The 22,895-nt window shown below is 65.9% G+C and carries 18 protein-coding genes and 2 pseudogenes; 12 read left to right on the plus strand and 8 right to left on the minus strand.

Annotation, left to right across the window (positions count from 1 at the left end; genetic code table 11):
* Window positions 1–490: 5-deoxy-glucuronate isomerase (iolB, locus tag AC6RA4_RS09500; RefSeq protein ID WP_500159702.1), on the plus strand; the 490-nt coding region annotated here is incomplete at its 5' end.
* Between the two features lie 331 nt (window positions 491–821).
* On the opposite strand, the gene AC6RA4_RS09505 is transcribed toward iolB, so the two are convergent.
* The 6 genes from AC6RA4_RS09505 to AC6RA4_RS09530 form a co-directional block, all read right to left on the minus strand.
* The gene (locus AC6RA4_RS09505) at window positions 822–2,321 is read right to left on the minus strand and encodes a tripartite tricarboxylate transporter permease (RefSeq protein WP_500159704.1); all 1,500 of its coding nucleotides are present in this window, start codon (window positions 2,319–2,321) and stop codon (window positions 822–824) included.
* Complete coding sequence (locus AC6RA4_RS09510) at window positions 2,321–2,773, minus strand: tripartite tricarboxylate transporter TctB family protein (protein ID WP_500159706.1); 453 nt, start codon at window positions 2,771–2,773, stop codon at window positions 2,321–2,323. Before AC6RA4_RS09510 ends, AC6RA4_RS09505 begins: the two co-directional genes overlap by 1 nt.
* Before the next feature lie 8 nt (window positions 2,774–2,781).
* A complete protein-coding gene (locus AC6RA4_RS09515) occupies window positions 2,782–3,717 on the minus strand; it encodes a BMP family protein (protein ID WP_500159708.1) in 936 nt (311 codons plus the stop codon).
* Window positions 3,717–4,673, minus strand: coding sequence for a Bug family tripartite tricarboxylate transporter substrate binding protein (locus tag AC6RA4_RS09520; RefSeq protein WP_500159710.1), 957 nt, complete (start codon window positions 4,671–4,673; stop codon window positions 3,717–3,719). The genes AC6RA4_RS09515 and AC6RA4_RS09520 overlap by 1 nt, the downstream gene beginning before the upstream one ends.
* A 112-nt stretch (window positions 4,674–4,785) precedes the next feature.
* Window positions 4,786–5,694, minus strand: a complete 909-nt coding sequence (locus tag AC6RA4_RS09525; protein ID WP_500159712.1) for a LysR family transcriptional regulator — start codon at window positions 5,692–5,694, stop codon at window positions 4,786–4,788.
* A 263-nt stretch (window positions 5,695–5,957) separates the two neighbouring features.
* Window positions 5,958–6,491 (minus strand): LysR family substrate-binding domain-containing protein, encoded by a 534-nt coding sequence (locus AC6RA4_RS09530; RefSeq protein WP_500159737.1) that lies wholly within the window; start codon window positions 6,489–6,491, stop codon window positions 5,958–5,960.
* Between AC6RA4_RS09530 and AC6RA4_RS09535 the strand changes: the two are divergent.
* Window positions 6,396–6,611 (plus strand): annotated as a pseudogene (locus AC6RA4_RS09535) (replication initiation protein); the annotation flags it as partial. The gene AC6RA4_RS09530 and the pseudogene AC6RA4_RS09535 overlap by 96 nt on opposite strands.
* A gap of 59 nt (window positions 6,612–6,670) precedes the next feature.
* Window positions 6,671–7,381 carry a GntR family transcriptional regulator gene (locus tag AC6RA4_RS09540; protein ID WP_500159714.1) on the plus strand — a complete coding sequence of 237 codons (711 nt, stop codon included), beginning with the start codon at window positions 6,671–6,673 and terminating at the stop codon, window positions 7,379–7,381.
* A 37-nt stretch (window positions 7,382–7,418) separates the two neighbouring features.
* On the opposite strand, the gene AC6RA4_RS09545 is transcribed toward AC6RA4_RS09540, so the two are convergent.
* Window positions 7,419–7,841: a nuclear transport factor 2 family protein gene (locus tag AC6RA4_RS09545; RefSeq protein WP_500159716.1), complete on the minus strand. Its 423-nt coding sequence runs from the start codon at window positions 7,839–7,841 to the stop codon at window positions 7,419–7,421.
* Between the two features lie 242 nt (window positions 7,842–8,083).
* Between AC6RA4_RS09545 and AC6RA4_RS09550 the strand changes: the two genes are divergently transcribed.
* From AC6RA4_RS09550 to AC6RA4_RS09565, 4 genes are all read left to right on the plus strand, one after another.
* On the plus strand, window positions 8,084–9,256 hold the full coding sequence (locus AC6RA4_RS09550) for an ABC transporter substrate-binding protein (protein ID WP_500159718.1): 1,173 nt from the start codon (window positions 8,084–8,086) through the stop codon (window positions 9,254–9,256).
* Window positions 9,257–9,343: 87 nt separating this feature from the next.
* Window positions 9,344–10,219, plus strand: coding sequence for a branched-chain amino acid ABC transporter permease (locus AC6RA4_RS09555; protein ID WP_500159720.1), 876 nt, complete (start codon window positions 9,344–9,346; stop codon window positions 10,217–10,219).
* A gap of 3 nt (window positions 10,220–10,222) precedes the next feature.
* Window positions 10,223–12,751 (plus strand): branched-chain amino acid ABC transporter ATP-binding protein/permease, encoded by a 2,529-nt coding sequence (locus AC6RA4_RS09560; RefSeq protein WP_500159722.1) that lies wholly within the window; start codon window positions 10,223–10,225, stop codon window positions 12,749–12,751.
* Window positions 12,748–14,022 carry an amidohydrolase family protein gene (locus AC6RA4_RS09565; protein WP_500159724.1) on the plus strand — a complete coding sequence of 425 codons (1,275 nt, stop codon included), beginning with the start codon at window positions 12,748–12,750 and terminating at the stop codon, window positions 14,020–14,022. Before AC6RA4_RS09560 ends, AC6RA4_RS09565 begins: the two co-directional genes overlap by 4 nt.
* A 187-nt stretch (window positions 14,023–14,209) precedes the next feature.
* Here the strand turns inward: AC6RA4_RS09565 and AC6RA4_RS09570 are convergent.
* Window positions 14,210–14,965 (minus strand): annotated as a pseudogene (locus AC6RA4_RS09570) (SLC13 family permease); the annotation flags it as partial.
* A 109-nt stretch (window positions 14,966–15,074) separates the two neighbouring features.
* On the opposite strand from AC6RA4_RS09570, the gene AC6RA4_RS09575 reads away from it, so the two are divergent.
* The 5 genes from AC6RA4_RS09575 (at window position 15,075) to AC6RA4_RS09595 (ending at window position 22,805) form a co-directional block, all read left to right on the plus strand.
* Complete coding sequence (locus AC6RA4_RS09575) at window positions 15,075–16,328, plus strand: LysR substrate-binding domain-containing protein (protein WP_500159726.1); 1,254 nt, start codon at window positions 15,075–15,077, stop codon at window positions 16,326–16,328.
* Window positions 16,329–16,395: 67 nt separating this feature from the next.
* Window positions 16,396–17,406 carry a TAXI family TRAP transporter solute-binding subunit gene (locus AC6RA4_RS09580; protein WP_500159728.1) on the plus strand — a complete coding sequence of 337 codons (1,011 nt, stop codon included), beginning with the start codon at window positions 16,396–16,398 and terminating at the stop codon, window positions 17,404–17,406.
* 86 nt (window positions 17,407–17,492) lie between these two features.
* On the plus strand, window positions 17,493–19,433 hold the full coding sequence (locus tag AC6RA4_RS09585) for a TRAP transporter permease (protein WP_500159731.1): 1,941 nt from the start codon (window positions 17,493–17,495) through the stop codon (window positions 19,431–19,433).
* A complete protein-coding gene (locus tag AC6RA4_RS09590) occupies window positions 19,433–21,010 on the plus strand; it encodes a sulfatase family protein (RefSeq protein WP_500159733.1) in 1,578 nt (525 codons plus the stop codon). The genes AC6RA4_RS09585 and AC6RA4_RS09590 overlap by 1 nt, the downstream gene beginning before the upstream one ends.
* A 76-nt stretch (window positions 21,011–21,086) precedes the next feature.
* Complete coding sequence (locus tag AC6RA4_RS09595) at window positions 21,087–22,805, plus strand: SulP family inorganic anion transporter (RefSeq protein WP_500159735.1); 1,719 nt, start codon at window positions 21,087–21,089, stop codon at window positions 22,803–22,805.
* The last annotated feature ends 90 nt before the right edge of the window (window positions 22,806–22,895 follow it).

The raw sequence follows: 22,895 nt of genomic DNA on the forward strand, positions 1-22,895 counted from the left end.
CACCATCGCGGTCTGCTCGGCGCCCGGCCGTGGCGGCCACGCGGCGCGACGGATCGGGCCGGAGGGGATCACGCTCACCCAGCGCGGCGAGGGCTGCAACACGCGCTTCATCAACAACATCGCGATGGAGAACGAGGATTACTGCGACAGCCTGCTGGTCACCGAGGTCTTCACCCCGGCGGGCAACTGGTCGAGCTACCCCTCGCATCGCCATGACGAAGACGATTTCCCGCGCATCACCTATCTCGAAGAGACCTACTACCACCGGCTCAACCCGGCGGACGGGTTCGGCATCCAGCGCGTCTATACCGACGATCTGCAGCTCAACGAGACCATGGCGGTGCATGATCACGACGTGGTCTGTGTGCCGCGCGGCCATCATCCCTGCGGCGCGCCGCACGGGTTCGAGATGTACTATCTCAACGTGATGGCCGGCCCGCTGCGCAAGTGGCGCTTCGTGGCGGCACCGGAGGTCGCGCATCTGATGTGACGACAGGACTTTCGCGATTGTGGCGGTCCCGAAGAGTGCCAGAGTGAACAAAGCAGTGCGGTCAGGTTTGCGGGGCCGAGACCGGTCCGGTGCGATTTCGCCGTCTCTCGACCTCTTTTCTGGGCCGACATCATTGCGGGTCAGAGCCTTTTGCTGCCTCTCAGGGGGCTTTTATTATTTACATAATCGCCTCTTATCTGACTCACAGCTTCTCGCAGCGCCGGAGAAGAGCGTCGTGATCGCCCGTGTGCGCGACGATCAGCCGCTCGACGGAGCTTGACATGTATCGTCGGAACCGCGGAACAACTCGGCTTGCATAGGCGGCCTTGGCTCACAGTCCGGGCGCGGCTCTTTTCTTCTGCAACCGAGGACCAACAAGGCCCCAACACACGATCAGAAGGCTGCATGTGAGAAAGCCGACGGAAAGCGGGCGGTCGAGAATTGCCCCAACGTCGCCGCGGAAGATCATCAGCGTACGGCGCAGGTTATCCTCCATCATGGGACCAAGAACGAGACCAAGGATAAGCGGTGCTGGCTCGAGGCGGAGGAGGGTCATCCCATATCCGACCACTCCAAAAAGCATGACCAGCACGAGATCCACCACGGCGTAGTTCACACTGTAGACCCCAAGGCAGATGAAGATGAGAATTGCGGGAAACAGCATGTGATACGGAATTCGCAGCAGTCTGATCCAGAGACCGATGAGTGGAATGTTCAGGATCACCAAGAGGAGGTTGCCGATCAGAAAGCTCGCCATCAGCCCCCAGAACAGATCCGGTTGCTCCGCAATCAGGCGGGGACCGGGAGCGACACCATGGATCAGCATCACGCCAAGCATCATCGCCATGATCGCGTCACCAGGAACGCCAAGGGTGAGCGTCGGAATGAACGCGGTCTGCGTTGCGGCATTGTTGGCTGACTCAGGCCCTGTGATCCCTTCAATGGCGCCCCGGCCGAAGATAGCTGGCGTGCGGTGGACCTTCTTCTCGATGACATAGGACGCGAAGGCAGCGATCAGGCTTCCGGTTCCCGGCAAGGCTCCGAAGAAGGATCCGATGGCACTCCCGCGGAGCATCGGCTTCACCGAGCGCCGCATGTCCTCTCGTGTCGGTAACATCGAGCGCATCGTGATTCCGTCGCCGCCAAAACCCGCGTTGTCCTTGCGGCCAGCATTCGCGATGACCTCGGGTAGGCCGAACAGGCCAAGCGAAATTGCCACGAGGGGGAGCCCTGCATAGAGCTCGGGCTGGCCAAACGTGAAGCGCTGCACGCCGGTGCTGATGTCGGTTCCTACGATGCCGAGAAATAGGCCGATGAAGATCGAGGCCGTCGAACGAAGGTGTGATCCTTGCGATAGCATCCCCGCCGCCAGAAGGCCGAGGAGCATCAATGTGAAATATTCAGGCGAGCCGAAGTTGAGCGCGATACCAGCAAGGAGCGGCGCGAAGAAGGCCAGGATAAGAAGGCCAAGGACGCTCCCGACGAAGGAGGCTATGGCTGTCATCATCAGTGCGACGCCCGCGCGCCCCTTCTTGGCCATGGGATAGCCATCGAGGCAGGTGATCGCCGTGTTTGCGGTCCCCGGCAGGTTCAGAAGGATCGACGCGGTCGATCCGCCATACGCTGCACCGTAATAGATGCCCGATAGCATGATGAGAGCGTAGACGGTCTCGAGGTGAAAGGTGATCGGCATCAGGATTGCGAGCGTCGCCATGACGCCAAGGCCGGGCAGGACCCCGACTACCGTGCCGAGGAAGACGCCGAGCAGGCAATAGAGCACGCCCCAGAAGGAAAGAGCGACCGAAAATCCGAGAGCGAGGTTCTCAAGCATCAATATGATCCGAAGGCGCGGGCTTGAAAGCCCAGAAGGTGCACGAAAAGACCGAGGGCGATGACCGTCATCACGACTGCGACAATGAGGGTGTCGCGCAGCCGCGCAGCCGGGTCTGCGTAGGAGGAGAGGAAGACCGCGGCCCAGATCGCCGGGACCATACCCGCCGTATCGATCAGGGCCGTGAAGGCGACCAGCCCGGCGACCACGAGAAGGAAGCCGCGCAGGTTCGATCGCGGGGCCCCTTCCTCCTTCAGGTCCCTTGTTTCGAAGAAGGCGATGGCAATCCCAAGCCCGACAAGAACCAGCCCGGTGAGAGCTGGAAAGACGCCGGGGCCGATCCGGCGCATGGAGCCGAAGTCCCAGGCTAGGGCCGAGCAGAGCGCAAAAAGTCCCAGTGCCGCGACGGTGATACCACAAATGAGGTCTATCTTCTCTCTGCGCTCTGCCATTTTGGTCCTCAGGCGGTGTCCATGACGCTGCCCGGCGTGAACTCCGGACCATCATAAGTGGTGAGAATGCTGCGGCGACCCGCGACGATGGCCTCGCGGGCGTCCTCGATCTGATCCCGGACGGTCTGCGGTACAGCCGCCCCAAGGCTCAGCCCGACGGCAGAAGGGTCTTCGAGGCCCGGATGCAGGTTGCGTCCCGGCTGCAGCTTACCCTCCAGCATATCCGCGATCCAAGCACGGATGGACCAGCCATGCCGGGACAGGGCGGAGCCGATGAAGACATCGGGCTCCTCGCTGCACCAGTCGCGAATGTTTCCGATCTGCTTGATGCCCGCATCCCTGCAGCCTTCGATTGCCCCGGACCGGCCGTAGTTGAGCATCGTGAAGATGATGTCGGCACCCGCCTTTGCCTCGGCGTCGATCCAGCGTCTGGCCAATTCGGGATCATCCTGATTTCCGCAGAAACCGGTAACGACCCGGGCCTCCGGATTGACTGCCTGAACACCATCGACGTAAGCCGCCCGGCCCTTTTTGCCGGGAGAAATGAACACGCCGGACAGATGGCCGACGATGCCGGTCTTCGTCATGCTTCCTGCGAGGATGCCGGCAAGGTAGGCGGCCTCGAAATGCCGGATGGCATAGTTCCAGACGTTCGGCCCATCGGCGCGCCCGCCGGGCGACAGAAACGCGCAATCCGGATGCGCGCCAGCGACCTCGTCGAGTGCGCCGTCGGCCCGGCTGCCGTGGACGATCACACCGTCGGTTCCTCGCTTAACGGCGGCTTCGACTTCATCGCGAAGCGCATCGCAACCACCCCTGGTGAATTCGATGATCTCGAGGTCGAAGCCGTGGAGCTCACGGGCTGCAAGAACGCCTTCATAGCCTTCTTGAACGAAACCGCGGTCGTTGTGCCGACCGTTCATGATGAAGGAAATGCGTTTCATCAGTTGAACACCGGCGCGCTACCGACGACCTTGCCCCATTTTGCGACTTCATCGCTCACGAAATCCTCGGCCTCTTCGGGGGTACTCCCGACATGGAACATGCCCCAGGTCGCGAATTGATCCTTGATCTCGTCGTCCTGCATCGCTTTGTGCGTGGCGTCGTAGAAGCGTTCGAGGATCTCGTCCGGAGTCCCCGCAGGTGCCGCAAGGCCAACCCAGTTGAAGGCGACAACGTCCTCAAGACCCAGCTCCGCGAAGGTTGGGATGTCCGGCGCCGCGGGAGAGCGCTCCGGGGTAGTGATTGCGAGGGCCTTGATGGCACCGGCCTCGATCTGGCCGACGTTCTGCGTGAGCGCGTCGAACTGGTAGTCGATCACTCCCGCGAGAAGATCGTTCATCGCTTCTGCCGAACCCTTGTAAGCGATATGCTCCATATTGAGCCCTGCGGACATGCTTAGGAGTTCACCGCTGACATGGTTCATCGTGCCATGCCCGCCGGACCCGAAGAGCACCGGATCCGCGCTGCCTTTTGCATCCGCGACAAGTTCCTCGAGGGTTGCCGCGGGCGCATTGTTGGAGGCCAATAGAACTGCGGGGATGTAGCCGAGGATTGTGACGTCGTCAAAGTCAGCCACGGGGTCATATCCAAGCGACGGATAGGTAAACGGCGCGATGCCGTTTGCAGAGACATTGGAAAGGAAGAAGGTGTAGCCGTCAGCGTCTGCCTCGGCGACTTTCGCTGCTCCGATGGTCGACGCTGCGCCAGGCATGTTTTCCACGATGACTTCTGCGCCGAGCTCTTCGCTGACGAGCGGCGCGAGAAGGCGTGCGACGAGATCGCTCGACCCGCCCGGTGTGAACCCGACCACGATGCGGATGGTCTGGTTCGGCCACTCGTCTGCCATTACTGGGGCTGCCGAAACAGCGGCGAGAAGGGCGATGAGGCTTGTACGCATTCTTGATCTCCTGACTGGCGTGTATCCGCGATGAGAGCGGCGATGGGACCAGCATGACGACGCAAGTGAACGTTAAAAGCGCAAAGATTCGAGATAAGCGTACACAATAAGGCTACACTTCCGCGCCAATCTCAGCAAAGGCCCTCCGCAATGCCTCCGCAAGCTTTGCCTGCAGGGGTTCGAGCGTGCCTCTGGCACGGCTGACAAGCTTAAGGGTTTGCCCCGGAACATGGGGATCTGCGAGGGGAACGTGAGACAAGACGCCTTCCTCCACGTCGCCTATCAGGTCGACCGCGGCCAGGATCGTGATCGCCGCGCCTTCGCGCACGAGAGCCTTGCGAAGCTCCACCGAGTTTGATTCCACGATGACATTCGGATCGATGCGCGTTTCTCCGAACGCGACGTCCAACAGCACCCGGATGCCGGCACCCGATGGGGGCAGGACCAAACGCTCGTCGACGCAGTCGCTCAATCTCAGCGCCGGGCGCCTTGCTAGAGGGTGGTCCGGTCGCATGACCACGCCGAGAGGCTGATGCATGCTCGCAAGCGTGATCAGTTCGGGGTCTCTCGGCAGATCGAAGCTCAAGCCAAGGTCTGCGTCTCCCGCGCCGACGGTGCGGACGATTTCGTCCGAGGGGAGGGTATCGATCTTCAGGTCAATGAGCGGGTGCGCGTCGCAGAACTTCGCCACCGTTCGTGCCAGGAACGATGACATCAGCCCGGATGCAGCGACCAAGCGAACCCTGCCAGATTGCAGGCCGCGCAGATCGCGCAAGTGAGCATCCATGAGCGTCAATTCGCCGTCCATGCGACGAATATGGCTGATGACCACCTCTCCGGCACTGGTGAGCTTCATGCCACGGGGCAGGCGGTCGAACAGGGGCATGCCGAGGGCGCGCTCAAATTCGAGGATTTGCCTGTTTACAGCCGAAGGGGCGATGTTGAGGGCCTCGGAGGCCTTCCGAACCGAACCATGCCTCGCCACGGCATCGATGTATCGGGAAAGTCTGGACTGGAGCATTGGACGCCTTTGAAGGGAGATCTGCGCCTTCTGCAGAACCTGTCATTTCCCGAAAGACTGCATCAGCAGACAGCGCATTGCTACGGCTTAAGCTGCGAAGCATTGTCACCACGTTTACGGTCAGGATTATAAGATGCGCATTCGGCGACGCCGCGCGCTTCAGAGCTTCGACAGCGCTTTTCCGGACGAATTCCGAGAGGTGTCAACGGCGGAGCAAAACCCGGCCACGGGGCGGCTTAAAAGCAGGCCACTTTCTTGCGGGCTCAAGCGCGCGTCGCGGTTTTTTTACGGGGTCTGGCCGGCGTTTCGGGCCCGACTTTGCCCGCCTCGACGAGGCACAGGCAGGTTTGTTCCTCCGTGCAATCCTTCACTTTGGGCCGGAATCCCGAAACCGCGCAGGCGCGAATGATCTCGTCATGCACACCGGGGTCTTCTGACCGCGGCGGGATGATGAAGGTCTCGCCCGCGATGGCCGAGAGCGGCATCGGCCCGAGATCGAGCGATTTCAAATGCGGATGGCTCGTAGGCACCGCTTGGCGCATCTGCTCGGAGTGAAACTCTCGCACCTCCAGCGCGTCATCCGCCGCCGGGGCGAGCAGGAAAGCGGCGTCGATCTCGGCGGCCAGCAGCGCCTTGACTTGAGCATCGGTGGGCAGCTCGTAGATCCACACGTCGATCCCCGGATGCGCAGCAGCGGGTAGCGGCTCGCGGGGGTGCGCGAGCTGTCGCAGGCCCGAACACCGACCCAGCGGGATGCAGACAAGCGGCTGTTCATGGGCCGGCTCGTCGGCGCACAGCGCGACGACTTCGAACGGCACGGCTGGATGTCGGCGCTGAACGCAGACGCCATCGTGGCATTCTGGCAAGAGCTGTCGCCGGGAGCCTTCGACGACGAGAATGGCGGGCAGGGGAGTTGAGCTTGTCTCTCGCCCGTGCCAACACTGAACGATCGCAACAAGGCGCAGGATGATGGATCATGGCACGCGGCGCGGTACAGCAGAACCGATCTGAGCTGATCTGCGGGGCTCTTCGGTCGGCCATCCTCGAACGCGCGCTGCTGCCGGGAATGAAGCTGCCGGAGGATTCCCTCGGCGAGCGCTTCGGTGCCAGCCGCACCATCATCCGGCAGGCGCTGGAGCGGCTCGCCGCCGAGGGGCTGGTGGAACTGCGCCACAACCGGGGGGCCGCCGTCGCAACTCCAAGCCTTGAGGAGGCGCGCGATCTCTTTGAACTGCGCACCCACACCGAGGACCTGGTGATCACCCGGCTCGCCTCCGGTCTGACCGAGGAGCAGCGCAGCCGGCTGGCCGGGCACATCGCCCGCGAGGAAGCGGCGCTCGGCGGTCCCGAGCCGCTGTCAATCCGGCTGGCGACCGAGTTCCACATCCTGATGGCGGAGCTGACGGGAAGCCCGGTCCTGTTCCGCTATGTCAAGGAGCTCAGCTATCGCTGCGGCCTGACCCTGTCGCAATACTCGCGCCCGCATTCGAGCAACTGCGGCATCCAGGAGCACCGCGACATTCTCTCGGCACTGCAGGACGGCGACGTGGACAGGGCCCGCGCCATCGCACGGGCCCATCTCGATTCCGTCTCGTCGCGGGCGCAGTTCGACACCGGCGGCAAGAACGGCTTCTCCTATCTCGACGCGCTCGAGCCCTACGCCTCTGGCGTGCGCGACCCGGGCTGATCCGCAGGCCGCGTGCCGCGCCTGGAGGGCAGGGGCATCAGGCCTCGATGCCGCGCGCGGTCAGGATGCGCTCGGCGCTGTCGTTCCAGACATCCATCTTCACGATCTTGCCGTTCTCGACCACGAAGCGGTCGACGTAGCGGTTGCCTTCGAACGGGGTGCCACCGGGCCACTCGCCGTAAAGATACCCGGTGGAATAGACCACCACGCCCTCGGCCCCCTGCGCCACGTCGAACTGGCGCATGTCCTTCTTCACCCAGGCGTAGCGCATCGCGTTGAAGCCGGCCGGACCCGACGGGTGATGGTAGACCCGGCCGCCGGTGAAGGTGATCGTCACCTCCTCGGCCATGTAGGTGGCGGCACGTTCGGGGTCGGGGACCATTGAAGCTTCGAGGTAGTCGTGGACGATCTGCGCCTCGGGGGGCAGCGTGTCGTAGTCGAGCGCGAGCGTGGCCGTCATGGAGATCCCTTTCGTGTTGATGCGGCTCAGGCTGGCATGATTCGCAGCCCGGGGAACCTGTCTGCGATCATTTCATACAAAAATTGCATGCGATTTGCCTGCGGAATGTGCAGGCGATCCCGGAAAGCGGATTTCCGGGGTGTTTTTTGCCCGGGCGCTTTGACGGGGCAGGAGCTCCGGGCGGTTATGAGAGCACGAAGACGACACAACAAAGACCGTCACACCGACAGCCGGAGGCCTTCATGCCCACACGATCCACCTTCACCCGCCGCGCGGCCCTCGCCGGCGCCACCGCTCTTACGATGCTGGCAAGCCTGCCGGCGTCGGCGCAGGAAGAGCCGATCAAGATCGGCCTTGTCGCCGCGCTCAGCGGCCAGTCCGCCAAGTCCGGCGAGGCGATCACCCGCGGCATCGAGATGGCCATGGACGAGATCAACGCCAAGGGCGGCGTGCTCGGCCGGCCCCTGGAGCTGGTCAGCCGCGACGACGAGGCCAATCCCGGCACCGGCATGGTCGCCGCGCGCGAGCTGGTGCAGCGCGAGGAGGTGGCCGTGCTGATGGGCGGCCTCGATACGCCGGTCTCGATGGCGATCGTGCCCTTTGCCAACCAGGCGAAGGTGCCCTTTGTCGGACCCTGGGCCGCGGGCACGGGCATCACCGTGAACGGTGCCGAGGAGAACTACGTCTTCCGCGTTTCGGCAGTGGACGAGTATGTCGACGAGGCCATCACCGAGTATCTCGTCAGCGAGTACGGCTCGGAGAAGCCGGGCATGATCCTCATCAACAACCCCTGGGGCGAGTCGAACGAGGACGGGCTGACCAAGGCGCTCGAGGCGCGCGGCATGGAACACGCCGGCATCGAGAAATTCGAGAGCAACGACGTGGATGTGGTGCCGCAGCTCACCCGCCTGCGCGAGAACGGCGCGGACGGCCTGTTCCTCGTCGGCAATGTCGGTCCTTCGGCGCAGGTGGTGAAGTCGCTCGACCGGATGGGCTGGGACGTGCCCGTGGCCTCGCACTGGGGCCCGTCGGGTGGCCGCTTCACCGAGCTGGCGGGTCCCAGCGGCGAGAAGGTCCACTTCATCCAGACCTTCCTCTTCACCTCGGAAGAGCACCCGATGTTCCAGAAGCTTCAGGACAAGTATCCCGAGATCCAGAGCCTCGCCGATGTGACCCCGGCCACGGGCATCGCCAACGCCTATGACGCCACGCTGCTGATCGCGGCGGCCATCGAGGCGGCGGGCAGCACCGAGGGTCCGGCGATCCGCGAGGCGATGTACGGCATCAGTGGCGTCGAGGGCGTGATCAAGACCTACGACCAGCCGTTCTCGCCCGACAACCAGGATGCGCTCGGCCCGGACGACTACATCTTCGCGCATTTCGTCGAGGGCGAGATCATCCCGCTCGAGGAGTGATCCGCGGCAAGGTCTGAAACGGGCGCCTCCGGCCAATGCGTGCCGGGGGCGCCGCCCTTCCTCCCCCCTTTTCCGTGGAGAGCCGGAATGTCCCTTTTCGTCGCCGCCGTCCTTACAGGGCTGGGTCTCGGAGCCATGTACGGGCTGATCGCCCTCGGCTTCCAGATCACCTATTCCGTCTGCTCTCGCGTGAACTTCGCGCAAGGCTCCATGGTCATGCTCGGCGCGGTGCTGGGCTATGTGCTGACGGTGCGCTGGGGCCTGCCGGTCTGGATCGGCTACCCGCTGGCGCTGCTGGGCTGTGCGCTCATGGGCATGCTGGTGGAACTGTGCCTGATCCGTCCCTTCGCCATCCGCGGCAACGAGGGCTGGCTGATGTCCACCGTCGCAGGGGGCATCCTGCTCGACAACGCCGTGCTCTTCACCTTCGGGAACGAGCCACGCAGCCTGCCGTCGCCGCTGGTCGGGACCAGCTGGCAGATCCTCGGCACCGGGATCTATCCGCTGCAGCTGCTGATCCCGGTGGTGGCCATCGCGCTGGCCTTCGGGCTGCAGATCCTGTTCCGCCGCACGCGGCAGGGCAGGGCGCTCCTGGCCGTGGTGCAGAACCCCGAGGCGGCGCGGCTCATGGGCATCAACACCACAGCCATGATCTCCGGCAGCTTCGCGCTGTCGTCGATGCTGGCAGGCGCGGCGGGGCTGCTGATCGCGCCGCTGTTCTCGGTGCATTCCGACATGGGCACGCTCTTTGGCATCAAGGCCTTCGCGGTGGCCATCCTCGGGGGCATGACCTCGGCCTGGGGCGTGATGATCGCCGGCTTCCTCTATGGCCTGGTCGAGGGCATGACGACCTCGTTCCTCGGGTCCTCCTGGACATACATCGTCGTCTTCGCCCTGCTGATCGCCGTGCTGGCGGTGAAACCGGGCGGGCTGTTCGGCGCCGCCAAGCTCAAGAAGGTCTGAGCCATGACGACCAAACCCTCCGCATCCCGCACCGGCCTGACCGACGCCCGCATCATGGACATCGCGCTGGTCGCCCTGACATGCGGCGCGCTGGCGCTGCTCAACGTGGTGGGGGGCTATACGCTCTTCGTCATCGGGCTGGTGGCGATCTGGACGATCCTCGGCACCGGGCTCAACCTGCTCTTCGGGTTGACCGGCCTCGTGTCGCTCGGGCAGGTCGGCTTCCTTGCCATCGGCGCCTATGCCTATGCCATCGCGCTGCAGGCCGGCCTGAGCTTCTGGCTCGCCCTGCCGCTGGCCACCGCGGTCAGCGCGGCGGTGGGCTGTTTGCTGGCAGTTCCGGCGGTGCGCATGGCGGGGCCGTTCCTGGCGATGGTGACGATCGCCTTCGCCTTCATCATCGAACACCTCGTGATCGAATGGCGCGGGCTGACCGGCGGCCAGAACGGCCTGATGGGCTTCGACGCCCCCAGCATCGCCGGGATCACCTTCGGCGAGAAGGAGTTGGTCATGCTGGCCATCGTGCTCGCCGGGGCGCTGCTTCTGGCCTACCGCCGCGTCGCGGTCAGCGGCTGGGGCATGGCGATGGTCGCCCTGCGCGACCAGGAGATCGCCGCCGGAGCGCTCGGCTTCAATCCGTTCCGGACCAAGCTCGCGGCCTTTGCCGTGGCGGCGGCGGCGGCGGGGCTCGCCGGCGGGCTCTTCGCGCAGCTCATGCAGTTCATCGCGCCGAGCAACTTCATGCTTTCGCAATCCATCCTGTTCCTCTTCGCCGTCATCCTCGGCGGGGCGGGGACGGTGCTCGGCCCGCTGGTCGGGGCCGCCGTGGTTGTCTTCCTGCCCGAGGTGCTGGCAGGGCTGGCGGAATACCGGCTGCTGTTCTTCGGCGCGCTGCTGGTGGCCGTCCTGCTGCTGGCGCCGCAGGGGGTGGTCGGCCTCGTCGCGCGCGTGCTTCCGCGCCGCCGGCACGCGGTTGATGCCGTGTCGCCGGAGGCGATGCTTCAGACCATCACCCCGGCGGATCCGCAGGGGCTGCAGGTGAGCGGTCTCGGGATCACCTTCGGTGGGGTACGCGCCGTGGTCGATGCCAGCTTCACCGCCGCCCCGGGCGAGGTGACCTCGATCATCGGCCCCAACGGCGCCGGCAAGACGACGCTGCTCAACATGATCTCGGGGTTCTACGTCCCGGGCACCGGCACGATCCGCACCCGCGACACCGAGATCGCCGGCTGGTCGCTGCATGACACCGCCCGGCTCGGGGTGGCGCGGACCTTCCAGGCAACGCGGCTCTTCGGCAGCCTCTCCGCCGAGGAGAACGTCATCGCCGGGTTCCCGCGTGGGCACTTCGGAGCGCCCTTCGCCACGCTGACCACCCCGGAGCACCGCGCCGCCGCGCGCGGGCTGCTGGCCCTGGTGGGCTACACCGGAGACCCCGAGACCCCCGCCGCCGACCTGCCGCACGTGGACCGGCGCCTTGTCGAGATCGCGCGCGCGCTGGCCATGCGTCCGCACGTGCTGCTGCTCGACGAGCCTGCCGCCGGGCTGATGCACGGCGACAAGATGGCGCTTGCCGCGCTGCTGCGCCGGCTTGCGGACATCGGCATCGCCGTGGTGCTGGTCGAGCACGACATGGACATGGTCATGGGCATTTCCGACCGCATCCTCGCGCTCGACGCCGGCCAGCCCATCGCCTTCGACACGCCGGACCGCATCCGTGCCAACGAGAAGGTCATCGCCGCCTATCTCGGCGAGGGCACGCTCTCGGCCCCGCCGCGCAAGCTGGCGCATCAGCCGGGCGCGATGGACGCGCTGATCACCAGCGCGCTCACCGCCGGCTACGGCGCCGCCGACGTGCTGCAGGGGCTGCGCATCCGCGTTGGGCAGGGCGAGCTGGTGGCCCTTCTGGGCGCCAACGGCGCGGGCAAGTCGACCTTCCTGCGCACCGTCGCGGGGCTGGTCCAGCCCACGGGCGGCAAGATCATCATGCACGACGCCTCGATCCATGGTCTGCCACCGCACCACATCGTCGAGCACGGTCTGGCGCTGGTCCCCGAAGGGCGTCAGGTCTTTCCCGACCTCACCGTGGCCCAGAACATCGAGCTCGGCGCCTACCGCCGCAAGCAGCGTCCCGGCCCCGAGGAACTCGAGGCGATCCTGCGCCGCTTCCCCCGCCTGCGCGACCGGCTCGACACGCCCGCCGGGCTGCTCTCGGGCGGCGAGCAGCAGATGATGGCGATCGCGCGCGGCCTCATGGCGAAGCCGAAGCTGCTGCTGCTCGACGAGCCGTCGCTGGGCCTTGCCCCCGCGATGACCGAGGAGCTCTACGCCATCCTCGCCGAGCTGCGCGACGACGGCATGACCATCCTGCTGGTGGACCAGATGGCGACGCTGGCGCTGGCGGTGGCCGACCGCGGCTACGTGCTGGAGCAGGGGCGCATCGTGGCGGAAGGCCCGGCCGAGGAGCTGCGCGCGGACAAGGCCCTGATCGACGCCTATCTCGGGCAGGGCGAAAGTGCCGAGGCAGCGCAATGACCCCCGATCTCGTCGTCCGCCAAGCCCGTATCGCGGACGGGGCCGCGCCGGTCGACATCGCAGTGAGGGACGGGCTGATCACCGGGATCGCCCCGCAGATCGGCTCGGACGCGCCCTGTCTCGACGCCGCTGGCGGCCTGCTCATCCGTGGGTTCGCCGACAGCCACCTGCATCTCGACAAAGCCTGCATCCTGGACCGCGCGCAGAACCGGTCCGGCACGCTCAAGGGCGCGCTCGAGGCCGTCACGGCGGCCAAGCGCGACTTCACCGCGTCTGATGTGTATGCCCGCGGGGCGCGGGTGCTCGACGCGGCGATCGGGCAGGGCACGACGCTCATCCGCACCCATGTGGAGATCGACCCGGTCATCGGGCTTGCCGGGTTCGAGGCGATCCGGCAGCTCAAGGCCGACTACGCCTGGGCGCTCGACCTGCAGATCTGCGTCTTTCCGCAGGAGGGTCTGCTGAACTATCCCGGCGCCGAGCCGTTGCTGCGGGCCGCGCTCGACGCGGGTGCCGATCTGCTGGGGGGCTGTCCCTATACCGACACCGACCCAGAGGGGCACATCGCCCGGGTCTTCGGCATGGCACGGGAGTATGATGTCGATCTCGATTTCCATCTCGATTTCGACCTCGACACAAGCTGGCGCCATCTCGACGAGGTCGCGCGGCAGACCATCGCGCACGGGATGCAGGGACGGGTGGCCATCGGCCACGTGACCAAACTGTCGATGCTGTCGCCCAAGAGGCTGGCGGAGAGCATCGCGCTGATGAAGGAAGCGGGCATCGCGCTGACCGTGCTGCCCGCGACGGACCTCTTCATCACCGGGCGCGACCATGACCACGCCGTGCCGCGCGGTGTCGCGCCGGCGCACAGGTTTCATGCGGGCGGCGTCTGCTGCACGGTTGCGACGAACAACGTGCTGAACCCGTTCACCCCCTACGGCGACTGTTCGCTGCCACGCATGGCGAACCTCTTCGCGAACGTGGCGCAGCTGGGCACCGGGCAGGAGCTGTCGGCCTGCTTCGCGATGATCAGCGCCGAGCCTTTCCGCCTCCTGGGCCGCGACGCGCGCATCGCCGAGGGCACGCCTGCCGACTTTGTGCTGCTGCCGGGCAGCTCGGGCGCGGCAACCGTGGCAGAGATCGGGAGACCGCTTTGGGGGATGAAGGCGGGCCGGATGACATTCGAGGCGCCGGCTCCGCGGCTGCTGCGGCCGTGGCGTGACGCGCAAACGGTGCGCGATTACAGCCTGATGTCGTCCGGCCGCTGATCGACCGAGCGCGCTCCGGGTCCAGCGCGGCTAGGATCGGTGCGGTGTCGCGTTCGTTCATCGTGCGCATGATCATCAACTCCGATGTGGGCGCGCGGAAGATGATCGTGTCGCCGGTCTCGAGCGCCTGTTCCGCGAGCGGCCCGGGCAGGGCGCGGCCCTTGCGGCGCAGGCCGGTGACCTTGATGCCGCCGCGGTTGAACGCGCCGACATCGGCCAGCGCCTTCCCGGCATGGCTGTCATCGGCCAGTACCGCTTCACACAGGAAGGTGGTCTCGCCCAGCATCTGGTCGGGGGTGCTGGCCTCGCGGTCGGGAAGCAGCCAGCGCCCGAGGATCGCGAGGGTCGTACCGCCGGCGATAGACACGAGGGTCCCCACCGGGGTGATCTCAAAGATGCCGAACGGCTCCAGCCCCTGACCACGCGCGACACCATCGACCAGAAGGTTGGTCGAGGTGCCGATCAGCGTGCAGGTCCCGCCGAGGATGGCGACATAGCTCAGGGGGATCAGGAGCCGGGTTGCGGATTTGCCGAGCGCAGAGGCCAGGCGGATCACCACCGGGATCAGCACCAGCACCACCGGCGTGTTGTTGACGAAGCCCGAGGCGACCAGGGTAACGCCGAGGACCACCGAAAGTGCAAGCGCGGGGCGGTCTTGTGCCTGCGCGATGACCGTGTTCGAGACAGCCTCGAGCACCCCGGTCCGCACTAGCGCGCCGGACAGCACAAACATCGCGCCGATGGTCAGCGGGGCTGGGTTGGAGAACACCGACAGGAGCTCGCCGGGGCTCACGAAGCCGAGCGCCACGAAGAGCGCCCCGAGCCCGGCCGCGGGGACTACCGGCGGGTAGAGCTCGAGCATGAACAGCGCGAAGAGACCTGCGATCATCGCAAGCGAGATGAGCGCCTCGTAACGCTCCATGAGATCAATCCATTCGGTCATGCGCGTTCCGCTCGCTCGTCGGGCACAACGTCGATCTGTTCGGAAGGTTGCGCAAGGGCGCGCGAGAGGATGGGGCCGGTTGGGCCACGTGGTGCTGCCTTGAACCGAGGTGAGTTTGCGACAGGCTTACCTTGCGGCTCCACGCCGCCGGCCGCAATGCCGAGCTTGGCGGGCGCGTCGCTCCGTTCTCCGGCGAGCCCGCGTTTCGGGGCGCTGTGCCCGCTCATGCGGTCGGCGAGAGACCAAACCGCAACACGAGGCGCAAAGCGGTCTTCGGGAGGCGGCAGGCGGCCGAGAGCCTGCCTCTGCGAAGGTATGGACATTGTCGGGCAGTTGGCAATGTGACGGGAGAGCCTTTAGATCAGACGAAACCGCCAAGGGAGGGCGCGCCATCGAAAACCCGACACGTCTTCTGGCCAAGGTCCGTTTCCGGCAAATCCGCTGCTTCATCGAGGTCGCTCGACAGGGCAGCTTCGTTGCGGCAGCGGAGGCGCTGGGATTGACCCAGCCCGCCGTCTCGCGCTCGATCCGGGAACTCGAGGCGACGCTCGACACCATTCTCTTCGACCGCTCGCAGCGCGGTGCGTTCCTAACGCTGCACGGGAGAAGACTGCTCGAATCCGCCGAAGCGGCGATGGCACTTTTGACCGAGGGCCTGCAGGCGACACAGGACGATGGCGGCACGCGCGAAGTGCTGCGGATCGGGGCGCTGCCGAATGTTTGCGGCCTGACCCTGCCAGACATCATTGAGGATTTCCGGGTCGTCTATCCCCGTTCCACCGTGCGTGTGGTCTCGGGTACCAACGCGGACCTGCTGTCGCGGCTGCGGCAGGGGGCGCTCGACATGGTGGTCGGGCGGCTGGCGGATTCCGTCACCATGCACGGCCTCAGCTTCCAGCATCTCTACGACGAATCCATCGTGATCGCGGTCGGTCGGGATCACCCGCTGGCCAAGCCGGGTGCCCGGGCCGACATTGCCACGATCCTCACCCATCCGCTGCTGGTGCCGATTCCCGGTACGATCATCCGGCAGGAATTCGACCGGTTCCTCTCCAAGAGCGGGTTCGTGACGCCGGACTATGCCATCGAAACTCTGGATGCCGGCTTCATCAACAAGGTGATCCGCGCCGCGAACCATATCGCCGTCACCGTTGAGGCGCTGGTCGCAGAGGGCCGGACCCGCGGCGATGTGGTGGTGCTGCCGATCAGTGATCCCGGTCTCAAGGGCCCGGTTGGGCTGACGACGCTGCCGGGCACAACCGACGGCCCTGCCACGCGGATGCTGCTCGGGATGCTGCGCGAGCGACTGTCGCAACCGCCAAATCATGCCGGAATTGGTATAGACTTTGCGGAGAAGGAATAGGTCTTTCTTTCTTAAACGTTATACTCTCCGTCGGCAGAGGAGAGACATCCACTTTGGAGGAGAGCCGATGTTCCACACCCTGAAAGTTCTGGCTGCCGCAACCGCCATCGCCGGCGCGAGCCTGCCCGCATCTGCCGAGACGCTCAGCGTCGAGGGCGGCGGCAGCGCCTCGCTGACGGGGATCGTGCCGCAGACTTGGGCCCAGTTCACCTCTGCCGCGGGCTATGATCTGCAGGTCTCGCTCGGGCAGGCGCTGACGCGCTCGGCCATGAAGGTGGGCGCCGGCCAGCTCGACCTTGCGGTGGTGCCGCCGCCAGCCTACGGCGCGATGACCCGCGGCGCCGGCCCCTATGCCAACGCCGCCAAGCAGGCGCAGGCCTTCGCCGGCGACATGCGTCTGCTCTTCACCTTCCCGGGCGGCTCGTTCCATCCCATCGTCTGGGCCGACAGCGGTATCGAGAGCTGGGACGACATCGAGGGCAAGCGCGTCTATATCGGCCCACCCGCGGGGGCTGCGGCGAACCAGGCGCGCGGCATGATCCGCGAGGCCTCGGGCGGCAAGGAGGACGGCACCGACTACGAGGGCATCCGGCTTCCGTGGGAAGCCTCGAGCCAGGCGTTCCAGGATGGCCAGTTCGACATGTTCATCATGTCTGCCGCGGTCGGGCAGCAATCGGTGCAGGAGCTGAGCCTGCAGCGCGAGATCCGCATCCTCGGCGTCTCGGACGAAGTCATCGCCGGCGAGGGTTGGGCCGCCTATCTCGAAGATCAGGCGGTGCGGACCGACGTGGTACCCGCGGGCACTTATCAGGGGCAGGTCAACGGGGATGCCGACCAGTCGATCATGGTGACCGTGATGATGATGGGCGCCAACAAGGAACTGTCGGACGACGCGGCCTATGCTCTGACCAAGTCCTTCTTCGACAATCTGGATGCCATGAGTGCGGCCAACGCGCTTCTGGCGCGGATCGACGTGAGCGATCCCTTTGCCGGCGCGAACATGCCCGTGCACCCCGGCGCCGCGCGCTACTATGCCGAGATGGGCATCGAGATCCCGGACGCCCTCAAGGCCGACTGAGACCTTGCCCGGCCCCTGACCACGGGGGCCGGGCGCACCGCCACGGACCGGCAAGGCGCCGGTGGGCCGCGGCAGGAGGAGACCCCATGACACGCATTTCTTCTAACGGAGCCAAGGCTCTGGACCGGGCCGGTCTGTTCGTCGGACTGGTGATCGCGCTGGCCGGTCTGGCCAATGTCCTTCCCACCTACGGCGTTCTGCCGCGCATCGGGCCCTTCGCCCTCGACTGGTTCCGGCCGCTGTTCTACTGGCTGTGCTTTCTCAGCTTCCTGATCTGGGACGCGGCGCGTCTGCAGCGCGACGGCATGCTCACGCCGGTGCACCTCGTGGCCTACGCGGTGGCGCTGGGGCTGATGAGCTGGGTCTCCTACGATTATTACCGCGTGACGCTGATCCTGAAGGACAGCTTCATGTTCTTCACCGCGCGCGAGGCCTATCTCGCGGTGATCCCGGTCGTGCTGTCGATCATCGCTTGCTGGCGGCTCTGGGGCGCGCCGATCGCGATCCTCGGCGCCATCGTATTCGGCTATCTCGTTACCGGACCCTACTGGCCGGGGATCTTCAACACCATCGTCGGCGACATGAACGAGTTCATTGCCCAGAACCTCTGGTACGACGCCAGCCAGGGCATTCTCGGAAATATCATGGGCATCGTGCTGTCGACGGTGCTGCCCTTCATCATCCTTGGCGCCGTGCTCGAAGGCTGTGGCGCGGGCGGTTCGATGATCCGCATCTCGTTCCACCTGATGCGGCGCTTCCGCGGTGGCCCGGCCTATGCGGCCATCTCGGCCTCGGCGCTATTCGGCACCGTCTCGGGCAGCGCCGTGGCCAACGTGGTCGGCACCGGGGTGGTGACCATCCCGATGATCCGCCGCCGCGGCTTTTCCGGCAACTTCGCCGGTGCCGTCGAGGCCGCCGCCTCGACCGGCGGACAGATCCTGCCGCCGATCATGGGCGCCGCGGCGCTGGTGATGGCTGATATCGTCGGCGTGAGCTATGTCGCCGTGATCCTCGCGGTGCTGGTCCCGGCCATCGCCTATTACGGCAGCTTGTTCCTCGCGGTGTTCTTCGAGGCCGAAAAGCTTGGTATCTCCGCCAATGAGGAGGACGAGAAGGACATCCTGCCGCCGAACGGTCAGGACTGGATCAACATGCTGCTGGTCTTCGGCCCGATCGCTTTGATCGTCTGGCTGCTGGTCTCCGGCCTGTCGCCCGCAGGCGCTTCGATTGCCGCGATCCTGCTGCTGATCCCGATGAGCCTGATCAACCCGGCGATCCGCCGCGCGCCGTGGAAGCTGATCGACGCGCTGGCCGAGGGTGGCAAGACCGTTGCGCAGCTCGCCATCGCCATTGCCATGGTGGGGATCGTGGTCTCGACCCTGAACGCAACCGGCATGCCGACCAAGTTCGCGGTGCTGCTGTCGAACGCGGCCAACAGCTCGCTCATGGCGGCGCTCCTGATCGCGGCGGCGGGCTGCATCGTGCTCGGCATGGGGATGCCGACGCTGCCGGCCTATATCGCCATCGTGGCGGTGATGGGGCCGACGCTCACGGGCTTTGGCGTGGAGTTGCTCACGGCGCATATGTTCGTGTTCTTCTTCGGCGTCGCCTCGGTGATCACGCCGCCCGTGGCCATCGCGGCCTATGCGGCGGCGTCGATATCGAAGGGCAAGCCCATCGGCACCGCGGTCGAGGCCACGCGCATCGGCGCGATGATCTTTCTCGTGCCCTTTGCCTTCGTCTACAACCCCGCCCTGCTGCTGGGCACCGAGGCCGCCGCTGCCGCGTCGCTTGGGTTCCAACTCTTCTCCTACCTCGCGCTCCTGGTGGCGATGTATCTCGCCTCGAGCGCCCTCATAGGCTTTGACAAGCAACCGCTGCCGGTCTGGGAACGCGTGCTGCGCCTCGCCTGCGCCGCCACGCTGCTGTCGCCGGTGGTGCTCGCCGGCGTTGCCGCCCTCGCGCTCGGTGTCGCCCTCGCGGTGTGGCGCCGCAGCTCCAAACTCACGCCTGCGGAGGCCATCTGATGACCGATCGTCCCAACTTCATCCTGTTCATCACCGATCAGCACCGCGCCGACTATCTCGGTTGCTACGGGCATCCGATCGTGAAGACGCCAAACATCGACGCCATGGCGGCGCGAGGCACAGCCTTCGACCGGTTTTACGTGGCAAGCCCCGTCTGCATGCCGAACCGGGCCAGCCTGATGACCTGCCGGATGCCCTCGGGCCACGGTGTCCGCTTCAACGGCATCCCGCTGTCGCAGCGCAATGTGACCTTTGTCGAGCTGCTGCGCGACGCGGGCTACGACACAGCATTGATCGGCAAGAGCCACCTGCAGACCTTCACCGGTATCCCGCCGGTGCAGGTTCCTCCCGAGGGTCGGCCCGGCTATCACAAGGCCAATGGCGACCTGCGCGAGGCGATGCGCAACGACTTCGCCGCCCCGGTCTACCACGTCGAGGAGCCGGATTTCTGGTCCGGCGAGATGCCGGCGGTTCCGACGCCGTTCTACGGCTTCGATCACGTCGAGCTGGTCACCGGCCACGGCGACCACATCGGCGGCGACTATACCCGCTGGGCACTCGGACACGATCCCGAGATCGGCGACAAGATGGGCGCCGAGAACCAGCTCCCGCATGACTATCGCTGCCCGCAGTCGGTTCGCACGGCGGTGCCGGCCGAGCTCTACTCGACCACCTACATCGCCGAGCGCGCAAGCGTCTGGCTCGAGGCCCGCAAGGACAGCGACAAGCCGTTTTTCCTGATGGTGAGCTGGCCCGACCCGCACCACCCGTTCAACCCGCCAGGCAAGTACTGGGAGATGTACGATCCCGACGACATGCCCGTGCCGGCGGCCTTCACCGTCAACGACTGGACCCCGCCGCCGCACGTCGCGGGCGTGCATGGCGCCCGCGAAAGCGGCGCGGCGAACCTGAAAGGCATGAACGCCATCGGCTGCTCGGCGCGCGAAGCGCAGGAAGCACAAGCGCTGACCTGCGGCATGATCACCATGATTGACGATGCGGTGGGCCGGGTGCAGAAGACCCTGAGCGAGAGCGGTCGGGGCGAGAAGACGGTCACGCTCTTCACCTCGGATCACGGCGATCATCTTGGCGATCACCGGCTGCTCTTCAAGGGTGCCGAGCAATACGAGCAGATCACCCGCGTGCCCTTTGTCTGGAGTGATCCCGAGGGGCCGAGCGGCACCCGGACAGGGCGCATGGGCCAGACGCTAGACATCGGCGCGACGATCCTCGAGCGCGCCCGCGTCGAGCAGGCCTGGGGCATGCAGGGCCGCGACCTGATGGCGGCAGAGAGCGCGCCCGAAGGAGTGTTGATCCAGTACGCCCATCAGGCTCAGATGGACGGGCTCGGTGTTTGTCCGAACGTGCATTCGCTGCGCGACGCGCGTTACCGGATCTCGGTGTTTCAGGGGATGGAGTGGGGCGAGCTCTACGATCTCGAGACCGATCCGAACGAGCTGCACAATCTCTGGCGGGCGCCGGCGGCGGCACCGGTCAAAGCGGCGCTGCTAGAGAAGCTGATGCAGGCCGAGCTCGCGCACAGCGAGACCGCGCCCGCCCCGGTCGCGCGCGCCTGATCCGATGCACCCCGAGGCCAAGATATCGCGCGCCCTGCGGTCGCGCGCCGGTGCCCTCGTTCCCGACTGGTGGGGGATGCAGAGCCGTGAGACCCTGCGGCATGACCTGCTCGCCGGGCTTACCGGCGCGACACTGGTGCTGCCGCAGGGCGTGGCCTTCGCCGCCATCGCCGGGCTGCCGCCGGAATACGGATTCTACACCGCGATGATCTCGACGCTGGTGGCGGCGCTGTTCGGATCAAGCTGGCAGGCGGTCTCGGGGCCGACCACGGCCCTGTCGATCATGCTCTTCGCCACGCTCTCGGGGCACTACGTGCCCGGCTCGCCGGAATATATCGCCGCCGCCGTGACCCTGTGCCTGATGGTTGGGCTGATCCAGTTTGCCTTCGGCCTCGCGCGGCTCGGGGCGCTGGTGGATTTTGTCTCGCATTCGGTGATGACCGGCTTTGTCACCGGGGCCGCGATCCTCATCGCGCTAAGCCAGGTGCAGCATGTGCTGGGGGTGACGCTGCCCTCGGCGGACAATCTCGCGGCCTTTGTCGAAGGCATTGTCGAGGGCGTGGCGGTGGCCGACTGGCGCCCGGCGGTGATTGCCCTGGCGGCCTTTGCCGTGGGCTTCGTGATCCGGCGTTTTCGGCCGCTTTGGCCCAACTACCTCGCCGCGCTGGTGGTCGCCACCGCGCTGAGCCTTGCACTTGGCGGCGCAGAGGCGGGGATCGCCAGCATCGGCCCGCTCGGCGAGATCGTCCCGAGCATGGCCCTGCCCCAGCTCGGACTGACAGACATCCGTGGGTTCGGTGGTGGCGCCATGGCCATCGCCATCGTCGGGCTGCTCGAGGCGCTGTCGGTCTCGCGGGCGCTCGCAATTCGCTCCGGCCAGCTGATCGACGGCAACCGCGAGTTCTTTGCTCAAGGCGCTTCGAACATTGTCGGCAGCCTGTTCCGCTGCTACCCGAGTTCCGCCTCGTTCACGCGCTCGGGGATCAACTACGACGCCGGCGCGCGAACCCCGATGTCGGCGATCTTTGCTGCGGGCTTTCTCTTCGTGATCCTGCTGGTGGTCGCCCCGGCCTTTGCAGTGGTGCCCATCCCCGGGATCGCGGGGGTTATCATGCTGGTGGCCTGGCGTCTGATCGACCTGCGTGAGATCCGCCACCTCGTGTCGTCGTCCTCGACCGAGACGATCATCGCCGGGGTGACCTTCGTCACCGTCCTGCTGATCGACCTCGAGACCGCGATCTATGCCGGGGTGCTGCTGTCGCTCGGGTTCTACCTCCGGGGCGCCGCGCGCCCTTTCCTTGGCCAAGGCGCGCCAGACCCGTCAACGCCGGGACGGGTGTTCAAGCCGGCGGCGCCCAACGGCCTCGACGAGTGCCCGCAGCTCATGGTCTGCCGGCTCGACGGGCCGCTTTTCTTCGGTTCCGTCGAATTCATCCGCCGTCAGTTCCGACGGCTGGAACGCGAGCGGCCGATGCAGAAGACCATGCTGTTCATCGTCAAGGGCGGTGGCGACATTGACCTAGCCGGCGCCGACCTGATCCTCGACGAGGCGCAGCGCCGCCAGCGCGCGGGGGGCGACCTGCACTTGCAGGTGAAGACGCCGCGCACCCTGACCAAGCTTGGACGGATGAAGGTTCTGCGGCAACTCACCCGTGAGCGGCTGCACCTGTCGAAGGGCGACGCCATCGCACAAATCGTGCCTCAGCTTGACCCCGGCATCTGCGAGACCTGCACGAAGCGCATCTTCCACGAATGCGCGCGGAGACCGGGCGCGCAGAGCAGCCCTACGGAATAGGTCTCCGACGGCCTCAACGATATTTGTCCTGCGGTGGATCGCCAACTTATTTTGCATTGATCTCGGAAGTGCCGCTTGGCTTCTGTCATG

Source organism: Salipiger sp., assembly GCF_059781815.1.